The following is a 12872-nucleotide window of genomic DNA, read 5'->3' as shown; positions in this document are numbered from 1 at the left end:
CCGGGCGACCGGGAAGGGGCGGCAGGCCCCGTTGATCCGGCCCGTGGCCCGTAGGTCGGGGCTACGCCCCCGACGCGCCCGCGGTCGGGGACATCGGGCGTCGGGGGCGTAGCCCCGACCTACGGAATCAATAGGGCGTGTCGCGCCGGCCCTCCGCGGGCGCGGTGGCGTCCGCGCCGCGCCGCCACAGCGACAGCAGCGGCGAGGCCATGACCGTGGTGGCCAGGGTGACGCCGAACATCAGCGTGAACAACTCCGGTCCGATCAGGCCCGCATCCAGCCCGATCTTCAGCACCACCAGCTCCATCAGCCCGCGCGCGTTGATCAGCGAGCCCACCGACAGGCTGTCGCGCCAGTCGTAGCCGGCCAGGCGGGCGCCGAGGGTGCCGCCGGCCATCTTGCCCAGCACCGCCACCGCCAGGATCAGCACGAACGCGCCGAAGCCGGCGCCTACGAAGGCATCGGGCGCGGTGTTGAGCCCGGCGAGCGCGAACACCACCGGCATCAGCAGCAGCATCGAGACCGGCTCGAAGGCCTCGGCCAGGCGCGCGGACAGGCGGTCGTCGCGCGGCAGGGCGAGGCCGAAGACGAAGGCGCCGAATACCGCGTGCAGCTGGATGAATTCGGCGAAGGCCGCGCAGGCCACCAGCCCGATCAGGATCGTGACCAGCATCGCGCGCGAAGGCTTGCCGTCCGCCGAGCGCAGCTGGTCGCGGCGCAGCAGTGCCGTGTACAGCGGCCGCAGCACGAAGGCCGCGACCGCGGCCAGGGCCAGCGCGCCGGCCGCGATCGTGGCCACGCCGTGCGGGCCGCGGCTGCCGGCCAGGGTCAGCACCAGCGCGAGGAAGATCCAGACGAAGGCGTCGTCGATGATCGCCGCGCCGAGCGCGAGCCGGCCGGGGCGGGTGCGGGTGAGGTTGCGGTCCTTGAGGATGCGCGCCAGCACCGGGAACGCCGTGACCGACATCGCCGCCGCGACGAACAGCGCGAACGGCCAGTAGTCCACGCCCTCCGGCGCGAAGCGCGGAAACAGCCACGGCGACAGCGCCAGGCCCAGCAGCAGCGGCAGGGTGATGCCGAGGACGCCGACCGTGGCCGCGGCGCGGACCTGGGTGCGCGTGCCCTCGACCGCGCGCATCTCGGCGCCGAGCGTGAACATGAACAGCATCAGGCCCATGGTGGCCAGTGACGACAGCGACGGCAGCGACGCCGCCGGGAACAGCGCCGCATGCAGGTCCGGCGCGATCGCGCCGAACGCGATCGGCCCCAGCAGCAGGCCGGCCGCCATCTCGCCGATCACCGGCGGCTGCCCGAAATGGCGCAGGATCGCGCCGCAGATGCGCGCGGCGACCAGGATGACCAGCAGCTGCGTCAGCAGCAGCGTCGTCAAGCGTCCGCCTCCGCGGTGTCCAGCGCCTGCGCGGCGGGTGCGAACCAGTGCTGCGGAAGCATGGGTGCGTGCGCCGCGGTGTCGTGGCCGGCGAGCAGCGCGTCCAGGCCGTGGTCGTCGATGTCGGGGAAGGCGGCGCGCACGAGCGCCAGCACTTCCGCCGCGAGCTGGCGCATGCCGTCCACGTCGCGATGCGTGCGCGCGAGGTAGGCCTCGTCGTCGAGCACGTCGGTCAGCTGCCCGTTCAGCCGCCGGCACCACTCGACCGAGTACTGGTCGTAGGCGCGCGCACCGTCCAGCGGCGGAGACCGGTCGCGCAGGCCCCAGTCCCGCAGCAGGGCCTGCATCGCCAGGTTGAGCGCGCGCCCGGCGTCGAAATGCGGGCGCAGCTTCGCCAGCACCGGCAGCGTGGCCTGCCGCCCGCTGAAGTACAGCGGCGCCAGCAACGACCAGTAGTAGGCGTAGTCCCACAGGATCTTGACCGGCATGACCTGCGGGTGGCCGAAGACCGGGTACTGGTCCTGGTAGAGCGTCAGCGTGTTCGCGTAGAACGAGAAGTACAGCTGCTGGAAGATCTCGGCGTACGGTGCGACCGGCTCGCCGGCGAAGTCGAGCCGGACCAGCTCGGCGATGTAGGTGTTGCTGATCGCGATGAAGTCGCTGCCGGGCGAATAGAACGGGTCGAGGAACACGCCGGCCTCGCCGGTCAGCGCCCAGCGCTGGCCCGAATACACCTGTTTGCAGCCGTGCGAGAAGTGGCGCAGGAACAGGAAGTCCTGCAGCTTGTGCTCGGGCTTCTCCAGCGCCTGCGCCGCGCGTGGCTGGTGGCGGCGCACCCAGTCCATCGCCTTGTCGTGGGTGTTCATCGTCTCCAGCGGATGCATCTTCGCGTCGCAGACGATGCCCAGCGAATGCGAGTCCGAGGCCAGCGGGATCAGCCAGAACCAGTAGCCGGGGCCGCACATGTGGTTGGTCGACTTCCAGCGCTCCGCGGGCTGGAATCGCGTCGGCCAGTTGCCGCGGTCCGACCAGGCGTCGAGGTCGATGTGGCCGTCGACGCGCCACCACACCGCATTGACGTCGTGGTCGTTGGCCTGCGCCAGGCCGAGCTTGCGCTTGACCAGCCCGGCGCGGCCGGCGGCATCGACCACCCAGCGCGCGCGCAGCGCGTGGCGGGCGCCCTCGTGGTCGAAGCTGACCACGTGCGCGCCACCGTCCTCGGACAGTTCGATGCCGCGCACCACCGCGCCGTGGCGGAAGTCGGCGCCGAGCTCGAGCGCGCGCTCGCCGAGGTGGTTCTCGAAGCGGCCGCGATCGAGCTGCCATGACGGCGTCGGCAGCAGCCGGCTCACGCCCATCTCGTTGCAGGCCTCGACATCGCGCCGGCGGTCGCTGAAGAAATAGCGCAGGCCGTACTTGCGCACCTGCTGCGTCTCCAAGTGCTCGCGCAGGCCGAGCACTTCGGAAAAGTAGTGCGCGCCGATCTCGACCGTCGATTCGCCGACCTTGTGCGCGGCCTCGCGCACCGGATGCGGGCGGCGTTCGAGCACCGCGACCGAGCGTTCGGGCTGCTGCAGCCGCAGCTGCATGGCCAGGGTCAGGCCGGCCAGGCCGCCGCCGAGGATGAGGATGTCGACGTCCGTGTCGGGTCGGCGGGATTCGCGGGGGTCTGGCATCGGCGGGCCGTGTGGTCTCGTCAGTGGATGTTGGCGTCGGTGCCGCGGCAGCCTAGCGCATGCGCCCGGCGGCGGCGTTCACGGCCGGTCGCGGCGATGCGCGCGCATCGTCCGGATCGAACACCACCGGCGGCCGCGCGCGCGCGCGCCGGTACTCGCGCACGACGTTCCCATATGCCAGCACCTGCCCGACCACGTGCGTGGTGATGCGCGAGAGGTCGCGGAACAGGCGGAAGTGGCTCTTGCGGAAGGCCTCGTCCGAGCCGGCGACCGCATAGCGCGTTTCCACCGGCACCGAGACCAGGCCGTGGCCGAGCCGGCGCGCGGCGGAGATCAGCAGTTGCGCCTCGAACACGAAACCCTCGCCGGGCACGTCGCGCAGCGCCAGCACCGGCGCCGGGTACAGGCGCTGGCCGCTCTGGCTGTCGACCAGGCGGAAGCCGCAGCCCCAGGCGATGCCCCAGTCGCCGAAATCATTGCCGATGCGGCGGTACCACGGCTGCGTGCTGCGCTTGCGCAGCCGCGCGCCGTTGACGATGTTGCACGGATGCGCGTTGGCGGCCACGATCAGGCGCGGGATGTCGCTGGCGCGGTGCTGGCCGTCGCCGTCCATGGTCACCACCGCGGCCATGCCGCGCGCCAGCGCCTCGGCGAAGCCGTCGCGCAGGGCCTGGCCCTTGCCCATGCGCCGCGGGTGGCGCAGCAGGACCGCGGGCAGTTGCGCGACGATGCCGGCGGTGTCGTCGACGGAGCCGTCATCGACCACGATCACCAGGTCGCTGTGTTCGAGCGCGCCTTCGACCACTTCGCGGATGCGCAGCGCCTCGTCGAGCGCCGGGATCACCACGGCGACGTTGCCGCGGTGCAGCGTCGGCTGTGCCTCAGCCATGCGCGAGGTCCAGCATGAGGCGGCGGCCGGGGCCCGCGTGCAGCGCGACCGACGGCGCGCCCGCGGCCAGCGCATCGAACAGCGGCAGCATCGGCGCCATTGCGTTGGCTTGCCCTCGCGCTGCCAGCGGACCGTTCGCTTCCGGCGCATCGCCGCCCTGCAGCGAGGCCGACAGGCGCGGTCCGGCGCCGTCGCGCACGAGCACCAGCGCGGCGCCGAGCAGGCCTTCGCTGTGCGTCACCGTGCCCAGCAGGCCGGTGGCTGCGGTGTCGTAGCCGACCAGCAGCACGGCCTCGGCGTCGGTCGCCAGCTGCGTCATCGCCTCCAGCAGCCCTTGCGCGAAGCTGGCGCGGTGCGCGCTGATCGCGGTGGTGGTGCGCATGCAGCCGCTGCCGATGGTCCAGTAGCCGGCGGCGGCGTTGTGCACCGAGTTGTGGAACTTCGTCGGCGAGACCTCGGACGGCGCCTGCGCCAGCGTCGCGCACATGTAGTCGGTGATGCCGAGGTCGCCGTGGGTGGAGGCGAACACCGAGGGCAGCGCGGCGGGATCGTGGCCGGCGTCGCGGCAGGCGGCCAGCGCGACTTCGAGCGCGACCAGCACCGACGGCGGCGCGCGCCGGCGCTCGTTCGGCGCCAGCAACTGCGGCGAGGGCTTGGCCGGCGCGTCGGCCGGCAGCGCGCCGGTGGCGGCGAAGGCGCGCGCGGCAGCCCAGTCGGGCAGGCCGTCGCTCCACCAACCGATGCCGGCGAGGGTCGCGGTCAATGCGCTCATGCCGCGTCCGCCGCGCCGAACACCAGCGAGCAGTTGTTGCCGCCGAAGCCGAAGGAATTGTTCATCGCGAAGGCGACGCCGCGCTGCGCGTTGTCGAAGCGGATCTGCGGCCCGCAGCCGGGATCGGGCGTGGCGCTGTTGAGGATGCCGGGCAGCAGCCCCTCCTGCAGCGCGATCAGCGCGAACGCCGATTCGACGATGCCGGCGGCGCCGAGCGTGTGCCCGGTCCAGCCCTTGGTCGAGCTCGCGTGCAGCGTGTCGGGGAACAGGTCGGCGACCGCGCGCGCCTCGATCGCGTCGTTGGCCGGCGTCGAGGTGCCGTGCAGGTTGAGGTAGCCCACCTGCGCCGCGTCGACGCCGGCGCGCGCCAGCGCGTCACGCATCGCCAGCGTCGCGCCGAGGCCGTCGGGATGCGGCGCGGACATGTGGTGGGCATCGCTGGATTCGCCGTAGCCGCGCAGCTGCAGCGGCGCGTCCTCGCCCGCCGCCATGCGTTCGAGCAGGGCGAAGCCGCCGGCCTCGCCGAGCGACAGGCCGTCGCGCGCCGCATCGAACGGCCGGCAGGGATCGGCCGACACCAGCCCCAGCGCGTTGAAGCCGAACAGCACGCTGCCGCACAGCGTGTCGACGCCGCCCACCAGCGCCGCGTCGACCACGCCGGCGTGGACCAGCCGCGCCGCCTGCGCGAACACCTTGGCGCTGGACGAGCAGGCCGTCGCCACCGTGACGCAGGGCCCGCGCAGCCCGGTGGCGTGCTGCAGGAAGTCGCCGAGCGAATGCGGCGTGTGCACGATCGGTCGCCGCAGGTCTTCGGGGAAGCGCGCGGCGCCGTCCACGTCCGCGACCGCGCGCGCATAGCCTTCCTCGCTGGCGCCGATGCTGGAGGTCGAGGTGCCCACGACCAGGGCGATGCGCTCCGCGCCGTGGCGCGCGACCAGCGTGTCCAGCGCCGGCAGCACGCCGTCCTGCTGCAGCGCCAGCCAGGCCAGGCGGTTGTTGCGGCATTCCCAGCCGGCGAGTCTTGGCGGCAGCGGGCTGTCCTCGAGGCCGTCGACGCGGCCGATCCAGGTGGGCAGGGGCGCGGCGCCGAAATCGTTGCGGCGCAGGCCGGCGCGGCGCGTGCGCAGCCCGTCGGCCTGCGCATCGCGTCCGCGCCCGAGCGCGGTGGTGGCGGTGAAGGCGCGGATCGCCAGCGCCGGCATGGCTTGTGGCGACTGCGTCGGGATCACGGATGCGACCATGGCGGAAACCGGGGATTATATCGGCGTGGAATCCGGGGACGCTCACGCTGCATCGACCGCGCCGCGCAGCCGCCGCGCGCACCAGTGGCGGCTGCTGCGCGATCCGTACGCCTGGACCGCGCTGGGCGTGGCGGGCGCCGCCTGCGTGTTCAGTTTCGGCCTGGTCTACGTCGGCTATTTCCTGCACGTGCTGCGCACCGCCGCGCGTGCGCCGAGCCTGCCGGCGGGCGGGGGCTGCCTGTTGGTGTTCGGCAAGCACGCGCCCGGCGGCCGCATCGACGGCGATTTCCGCCTGCGGCTGGGGCGCGCCGCCGAGGTCTGGCGACTGCAGCCGGCGCGGCCGCTGCTGCTGCTCGGCGGCGGCTTCGACGAGGGCGACAGCGAGGCCGAACTCGCGCGCCGCGGCCTGCTCGAGGCGGGGGTTTCGCCGCAGGCGACGATCCTGCTCGAACCCGAATCGCGCGACACCCTGCAGAACCTGCGCAACGCGCGCGAACTGCTGCGCGACCATCCGCACGCCGGCCCCGTGGTGCTGCTGAGCAGCCGCTACCACCTCGCGCGCTGCGCGCTGTTCGCCCGCTGGCTGGGCTACGAGCACGAGCTGTGTGCGGCCGAGCCGCGGCTGCCGTGGCGGCCGGACACGCTGTGGGCGATCGCCTGCGAATCGGCCTGGGTGTGCTGGGTCGACGTCGGCACGCGCTGGGCGCGGCTGGTTGGGCTGCGCGGGATGATCGCGCGGGTGAGTTGAGATCGCGGGAGCGGGCAGGAGATTTCTCCCTGCGGTCGAAATGACAGGAACTTGTCATTTCGACCGCAGGGAGAAATCTCCCATCCGAAGTCCGCGCGACCGCCGGCCGGTGCCGCCTCAGCGCCGCAGGCAGCGTCCGAAGAACGATTCGCTCAGCCGGTAGCGGTGCAGCGCGTCCTTGCCGCGCAGGCCGTGCTTGGCCCCGGGATAGGTCATCAGCTCGAACGCCGTGCCGCGCTGCTGCAGGTCGCTCATCAGCGCCGTGGAATTGGTGAACAGCACGTTGTCGTCGGCCATGCCGTGGATCAGCAGCAGCGCGCCCGGCTTGATGTTCGCCGAATGCGCGAGCACGCGCGCGTCGCGGTAGCCGTTGGGGTTGGCGGCGGGCAGGTTCATGTAGCGCTCGGTGTAGTGGGTGTCGTACAGCGCCCAGTCGGTGACCGGCGCGCCGGCGACGCCGCAGGCGTAGTCCCCGGGCGCGCGGCCGAGCAGCATCAGGCTCATGTAGCCGCCGTTCGACCAGCCGTGCACGCCGATGCGCGCGCCGTCGACCCAGGGCTGCGCGCGCAGCCATTCCACGCCCTTGCGCTGGTCGTCGACCTCGACCGTGCCCTGCACGCCGTACAGCGCGCCGCCGAAGTCGCGCCCGCGCCGCGGCGTGCCGCGGTTGTCGAGCGAGAACACGACGTAGCCGCGCTGCGCGAGGTACTGGTTGAAGAACGCATCGGCGCGTCCGGGCCAGGCGTCGAGCACGGTCTGCGCGGCGGGGCCGCCGTAGACGAAGACGACCACGGGGTACTTCTTCGACGGATCGAAGCCGGTTGGCTTGATCAGGCTGTAGTGCAGCGTGCTCGTTCCGTCCGCTGCCGCCAGCGTGCCGAACTCGGTCGGGCGGTGCGCGTCGCGGTACGGCGCATAGGGATGGCCGGCATCGTCGAGCGCGTTCGGCAGCAGCGTGGCGAGCTTCACGCCGTCGGCCCTGAACAGCTCGATCTGCGGCGGCGTGGTCGTGTTCGACCAGTTGTCGACGTACACGCTGGCGTTGCGCGCGAAGCTGGCGTTGTGGCTGCCGCGCTCCTGCGTGAGCGTGGCGATGCGCCCGCCTTCGAGCGGCACGACGTGGACGTGGCGCTCGGTCGGCGCGGCGGCGGGCGCGGGCAGCAGGTTGTCGCTGCGCACGCCGGGCAGGGTGGTGCGCATGCCGGCGCTGAAATAGACCAGTCCCTGTTCCTGGTCCACCGCCAGCAGCGCGTCCACCGGCCAGTCGCCGCGGGTGAGCTGCGTCAGCTGCGCGCCGTCTTCGGAGGCCAGGTACAGGTGTTCGAAACCGTCGCGCTCGGACGACCACAGGAAGCGCCCGTCCTTCAGGAAGCGCAGGTCGTTGTGCAGCGGCACCCAGGTCTTCGAGGTTTCGGTGACCAGCGTGCGCTGCCGGCCGGTGGCCAGCGTCGTCTCGACCAGTTCGAGCGTCTTCTGGTCGCGCGACTGGCGCTGGAAGGTCAGCCGCTGCGGATCGCGCCAGTCGACGCGGGCGAGGTAGATGTCGGGATCCGCGCCGAGGTCGATCCACTGCGGTTCCGCGCCGGCCTTCGGCGCGATCGTCCCCAGCTGCACCCGCACGTTCGGATCGCCCGCCGCCGGATAGCGCTGTTCGACCACTTCGGTGCGGTCGGGATAGACCTCGTAACGCTTCTGGACCGGCACCGGCGACTCGTCGATGCGCGCGAAGGCGATGGCCGAATCGTCCGGCGCCCACCAGTAGCCGGTGTGGCGGTCCATTTCCTCGTCGGCGACGAACTCGGCCACGCCGTTGCCGATGGTGTCGCTGCCGTCGTGGGTGAGCTGGATCTCGCTGCCGGTGGCGAGGTCGATCGCCCACAGGTTGCGCGCGCGGACGAAGCCGACGAAGCCGCCCTTCGGCGAGAGCTTGGGATCGGTGGCGAAGCCGCCGCCGTCGGTGAGCTTGCGCACCGCGTCCGCGCCGGACTTCGACAGGTCGTACAGGTACAGTTCGCCGCCGAGCGGGAACAGCAGGGTCTTCGCGTCCGGCGACCACTGGTAGTCGACGATGCCCGACAGCCCGGCGATGCGCTGGCGCTCGCGCCGCGCCTTCTCCTCGTCGCTCAGCGCCTCGTCGCCCGGCAGGACCACGCGCGAATCCACCAGCATCCGCGTCTGCCCGCTGGCGACGTCGTATTCCCACAGGTCGAGCTGGTTGCGATTGGCGTCCTTGCCGCGCAGGAAGGTCACACGCGAACCGTCCGGCGCGACCTGCGGCTTCATCAGCGTCGGTCCCGACAGCGGGGCGTCGCCGGTGATGGCTTCGAGGGTGAGCTTGCCCGGCGCGGGCGGATCGGCGAGTGCGGGCATCGGGGCGAGGGCAAGGGCGGCGGTGAGCAGCGCGGTCAGGCGCATGGCGGAAGGTTCCCGGCGAAACGATCCGCAATGCTACTACTGCGGCGCGCCGGCGCGCAGCCGGTCACTTTCTCGGATCGATGCCGAACAGCCGCTTCTTCTCCTCGTCGCTCATCGGCTTGCCCGCATCCGGGTTCACCTGCTTCGCCAGCGCGTACGCGCGCTGCGTCGCCGGGCGCGCGGAGATCGCGGCGTGCCAGCGGCGCACTTCCGGGTAGGGCGCCAGGTCGATCGGCGCCTTGTCGTAGACGCCGATCCACGGGTAGCTGGCCATGTCGGCGATGGTGTAGTCGTCGCCGGCGATGAAGGCGCGCCCCGCGAGCCGCTTGTCGAGCACGCCGAGCAGGCGGTTGGCCTCGTTGGCGTAGCGCGTCTTGGCGTAGGCGATGTCCTCCGGCGCGTAGACGTGGAAGTGGCCGTACTGCCCGGTCATCGGGCCGAGGCCGCCCATCTGCCACATCAGCCACTGGTTGATCTCGACCTTGCTGCGGACATCGTCGCCGAAGAAACGCCCGGACTTGTTGGCCAGATACAGCAGGATCGCACCGGATTCGAACACGCTGATCGGCGCGCCGCCGTCGGCCGGGGCGTGGTCGACGATCGCCGGCATCTTGTTGTTCGGCGAGATCCCGAGGAACGCCGGCTCGAACTGGTCGCCCTTGCCGATGTCGACCGGCTTGATCGTGTAGTCGAGCTTGGCCCCGGCGTCGGCGAGTTCCTCGAGCAGCAGGGTGACCTTGTGTCCGTTCGGGGTGGGCCAGTAGTACAGGTCGATCATGGCGGCGTTCCGGGTGCGGGGAGCCGCCAGTCTATGCGCGGCGGGCGCAGCGGGCCGTCACGGCAAAGACCCGCTGTGTTGCATGCATCGACCGCTCAGAGCGCGTAGCGGAAGCCGATCAGGTACTGGCGGCCGTACTCGGTGTATTCCTCGGGGAAGAAGATGTGCATGTCGTGCGAGTCGCTGACCTCGGTGCGGAACGGTTCGTTGTTGAGGTTGTTGACCTGCAGCAGCAGCGACAGCCCGGACAGGCGGCTCGATTCGGGGAAGTCGTAGCCGAGCTGCAGGTCGATCACCCGTTCGTGGGTGGTGTAGCGGTAGGTGCGCTGGCCGAAGATCGAACCGTATTCGCCGCGGTACGGATCGCGGAAGCGCTGGCTGACGCGCGCCGAGAAGCCGTGCTTTTCGTAGTACAGCGTGGCGTTGCCGACGATCTTCGACAGCCCGGGGAAGGTGTCGGTGCCCGAGCCGATGTCGGGGCCGTCCGGGTCGATCGACGATTCGGTGTACGAGGCGTTGAGCAGCAGGCCGAAGCCGTCGAGGGCCTCGTGCAGCAACTCGCCGCCGAGCGCGGTGGAGAACTCGACGCCGCGCATGTAGCCGCCGGTGCCGTTGGCGGGCGCGGAGAAGATGCCGATGTTCGATGCCGGCGGCGTCTCGCCCTCGTAGTCGTAGCCGGAGAAGTCCCAGGGGACTTCCCGGGTGTAGATGTACGAGTCGAGGTCCTTGTAGAACAGCGCCAGCGCGACGTAGCTGGTGGTGCCGAAATACTTCTCGACCGAGAGGTCGTAGGCGTTGGCGCGGTACGGTTCGAGCTCGGGGTTGCCGCCGCTGCCGCGCCATTCGCCGACGCCATCATGCACGTTGACCCAGACGCTGGCGCGCGCGCCCATGTCGTTGATGCGCGGGCGCATGATCTCGCGCGCGGCGCCCAGGCGCAGGTTCCAGCCGTTGCCGAAGTCGGCCACCAGGTTCAGGCTGGGCAGGATGTCGCCGTACGAGGCGCCGGCGGTGCCCGCGGTCAGCACCTGGCCGTCGTCGTTCTGTTCGACGACCACGCCGGTGGAGGACTGGTCGGTACGGATGTACTGCACGCCGGCGTTGCCGCGCAGGCGCACGTCGCCGGGCAGGTCCATGTCGAGGTTGGCCTTGAAGTAGAAGGTCTTGATCTTTTCCTCGGTGATCGCGTCCTTCTGCAGGTCGTCGTTGGACTCGCTCAGGTACACGTCGTAGTAGCGCGACAGCAGGTCACGCGGGTCGAAGGTCAGGACCCGGCCCATGCCGGCGAAACCCAGGTCGGTGGGATTGCGCAGCAGCGCAGGATCGACCAGCGCCGGCGCGCGCCCGGGCAGGTCGGCGAAGTAGACCTCGGCGCTCTTTTCCTTGGTGCGCTTGCCGTAGTGGACACCGACGTCGTAGCTGCGCAGGAAGTCGGAGGATTCGACCAGGCGGTTGAGGGCGAGCTTGAAGGCCTTCAGCTCGTCCTTCTGGTGGCTGTCCTCCAGGCGGCCGTCGTGGCCCCAGCCCTGCGGGTCGCGCAGGTAGACCGTGGCGGGGTCGGACTGGTCGGGCAGGGCGTAGTAGCCGTAGCCGGCCGACAGCGGAACCCGGAAGTCCACGTCCAGCCCGTCGAGCCGGCCGGCGTAGGTTTCCAGCTTGGAGTCCTCGACCTTGGCGCGGGAATAGCTGGCGTCGGCGGTCAGCGTATAGATCTCGCCGAACCTGAATTCGTTGTTCCAGCCCGCCGAGAACAGCCGGGATTCGCGCGTGTTGTTGTCGTTGCGCACCACCGGCTCGATGCCGCTGAGGGTGCCGCTGGTCACCACCGGCACGCCGTGGTAGAGCGTGGTCTGCGCGTCGGTGTAGGTGGCCGCGCCTTCGTTCCACCACGGATCGTTGGTCCACATCGTGCCGCGCATCCACTCCTCCTGGTCGAAGCGCGAGGCGTAGACGTCGAGCACGCTGTGCCAGGTGTCGTTGGGCTTGAATTCCAGCACCGCCATCACCCCGTCGCGGGTGGTGTCGCGCGACTTCACCCAGCCCTCGGCGCCCTGCAGCGCGATCGCGTCCGCCGGCTTGGCGCCCTGCGGCGTGCCCCACAGGTCGGTGTTGGCCCACCACCACGACTTGTAGTGCTGCTCCTGGAACGGCGAGGTCATGCGCGCCACGCCGATCGCGAAGCCGACGGTATCGTTGGCGAACTGGTCCACGTACGAGGCCGAGACGCGGTAGCCGGTGTCCTCGCCGCCGTCGGTGATGTTGCCGAGCGAGTTGTACTCGCCCTGGCCCGAGAACACGATGCGGCGCTCGCCGAATGCCAGCGGCCGGATGCTCTGCAGGTCCACCGTACCGGAGATGCCCTGGCCGATGAGCGAGGCGTCGGGCGTCTTGTACACGGTGACGCCGTTGATCAGTTCCGACGGGTACTGGTCCAGTTCCACGCCCCGGTTGTCGCCGGTGGTGACCTGCTCGCGGCCGTTGAGCAGGGTGCCGGCGAACTGCTCGGAGAATCCGCGGATGTGCACGACCTGGCCGCGGCCGTCGAGCCGCTGCGAGGTGAGGCCGGGCAGGCGGGCGATGGAATCGGCGATGCTGATGTCGGGCAGCTTGCCGATGTCCTCGGCACTGATCGCCTCGACGATCGAGGTCGACTCGCTCTTGGTTTCGACCGAGTTCGCGATGGCGCCGCGGATGCCGGTGACGCGGACCGCGTCGAGTTCGGTCGGCTGCTGCGTGGCCGTTGCCGGAAGGGGTTCTTCCTGCTGCGGCGCGTCCTGCGCGTACGCGACGACCGGACAGGCGATGGCCGCGAGGCAGGCGAGGACGAGGCGGTGGCGTCGCGGTGCGCGCAGGTTCGGCGATGACGCGGCGTGAACGAAAAAGGCGGATGATGAAACACGCATGGGCATTCCCTCTCCAATGAACTGACAGCGTTGACGTAGCGATGCGCCGCTGCCTTGTCA

At 70.9% G+C, this 12872-nt stretch carries 9 protein-coding genes; 1 reads left to right on the top strand and 8 read right to left on the bottom strand.

What is annotated here, in order from left to right; all coding sequences use genetic code 11:
* Positions 1-127 precede the first annotated feature (127 nt).
* The 5 genes from FQY83_RS12730 to FQY83_RS12710 are packed head-to-tail and all read right to left on the bottom strand — an operon-like array spanning position 128 to position 5929.
* Positions 128-1390, bottom strand: coding sequence for a cation:proton antiporter (locus FQY83_RS12730; protein ID WP_238333495.1), 1263 nt, complete (start codon positions 1388-1390; stop codon positions 128-130).
* On the bottom strand, positions 1387-3066 hold the full coding sequence (locus FQY83_RS12725; protein ID WP_146388335.1) for an NAD(P)/FAD-dependent oxidoreductase: 1680 nt from the start codon (positions 3064-3066) through the stop codon (positions 1387-1389). The genes FQY83_RS12730 and FQY83_RS12725 overlap by 4 nt, the downstream gene beginning before the upstream one ends.
* 52 nt (positions 3067-3118) lie before the next feature.
* Positions 3119-3955, bottom strand: a complete 837-nt coding sequence (locus FQY83_RS12720) for a glycosyltransferase family 2 protein (RefSeq protein ID WP_146388334.1) — start codon at positions 3953-3955, stop codon at positions 3119-3121.
* The gene (locus FQY83_RS12715; RefSeq protein WP_146388333.1) at positions 3948-4727 is read right to left on the bottom strand and encodes a beta-ketoacyl synthase chain length factor; all 780 of its coding nucleotides are present in this window, start codon (positions 4725-4727) and stop codon (positions 3948-3950) included. The genes FQY83_RS12720 and FQY83_RS12715 overlap by 8 nt, the downstream gene beginning before the upstream one ends.
* On the bottom strand, positions 4724-5929 hold the full coding sequence (locus FQY83_RS12710) for a beta-ketoacyl-[acyl-carrier-protein] synthase family protein (RefSeq protein WP_146388565.1): 1206 nt from the start codon (positions 5927-5929) through the stop codon (positions 4724-4726). The genes FQY83_RS12715 and FQY83_RS12710 overlap by 4 nt, the downstream gene beginning before the upstream one ends.
* 37 nt (positions 5930-5966) lie before the next feature.
* Between FQY83_RS12710 and FQY83_RS12705 the strand changes: the two genes are divergently transcribed.
* The gene (locus FQY83_RS12705; RefSeq protein ID WP_158636501.1) at positions 5967-6716 is read left to right on the top strand and encodes a YdcF family protein; all 750 of its coding nucleotides are present in this window, start codon (positions 5967-5969) and stop codon (positions 6714-6716) included.
* A 117-nt stretch (positions 6717-6833) separates the two neighbouring features.
* Here the strand turns inward: FQY83_RS12705 and FQY83_RS12700 are convergent, their stop codons facing one another.
* From FQY83_RS12700 to FQY83_RS12690, 3 genes are all read right to left on the bottom strand, one after another.
* Positions 6834-9086: a S9 family peptidase gene (locus FQY83_RS12700; RefSeq protein WP_425478662.1), complete on the bottom strand. Its 2253-nt coding sequence runs from the start codon at positions 9084-9086 to the stop codon at positions 6834-6836.
* A 109-nt stretch (positions 9087-9195) separates the two neighbouring features.
* Complete coding sequence (locus FQY83_RS12695) at positions 9196-9909, bottom strand: glutathione binding-like protein (protein WP_146388330.1); 714 nt, start codon at positions 9907-9909, stop codon at positions 9196-9198.
* Between the two features lie 95 nt (positions 9910-10004).
* Complete coding sequence (locus FQY83_RS12690) at positions 10005-12812, bottom strand: TonB-dependent receptor (protein ID WP_158636500.1); 2808 nt, start codon at positions 12810-12812, stop codon at positions 10005-10007.
* Between the last annotated feature and the right edge of the window lie 60 nt (positions 12813-12872).

Source organism: Luteimonas marina (genome assembly GCF_007859325.1).
GTDB classification, from domain to species: Bacteria; Pseudomonadota; Gammaproteobacteria; order Xanthomonadales; family Xanthomonadaceae; genus Luteimonas; species Luteimonas marina.
Note: the sequence above shows the minus strand (reverse complement) of the source record. Positions and strands in the feature narration are given on the sequence as shown.

Coding starts and splice junctions, on each gene's coding strand:
- FQY83_RS12725 (WP_146388335.1), bottom strand. CDS start 3,066: ATGCCAGACCCCCGCGAATCCCGCCGACCCGACACGGACGTCGACATC.
- FQY83_RS12720 (WP_146388334.1), bottom strand. CDS start 3,955: ATGGCTGAGGCACAGCCGACGCTGCACCGCGGCAACGTCGCCGTGGTG.
- FQY83_RS12715 (WP_146388333.1), bottom strand. CDS start 4,727: ATGAGCGCATTGACCGCGACCCTCGCCGGCATCGGTTGGTGGAGCGAC.
- FQY83_RS12710 (WP_146388565.1), bottom strand. CDS start 5,929: ATGCCGGCGCTGGCGATCCGCGCCTTCACCGCCACCACCGCGCTCGGG.
- FQY83_RS12705 (WP_158636501.1), top strand. CDS start 5,967: ATGGCGGAAACCGGGGATTATATCGGCGTGGAATCCGGGGACGCTCAC.
- FQY83_RS12700 (WP_425478662.1), bottom strand. CDS start 9,086: ATGCCCGCACTCGCCGATCCGCCCGCGCCGGGCAAGCTCACCCTCGAA.
- FQY83_RS12695 (WP_146388330.1), bottom strand. CDS start 9,909: ATGATCGACCTGTACTACTGGCCCACCCCGAACGGACACAAGGTCACC.
- FQY83_RS12690 (WP_158636500.1), bottom strand. CDS start 12,812: ATGCGTGTTTCATCATCCGCCTTTTTCGTTCACGCCGCGTCATCGCCG.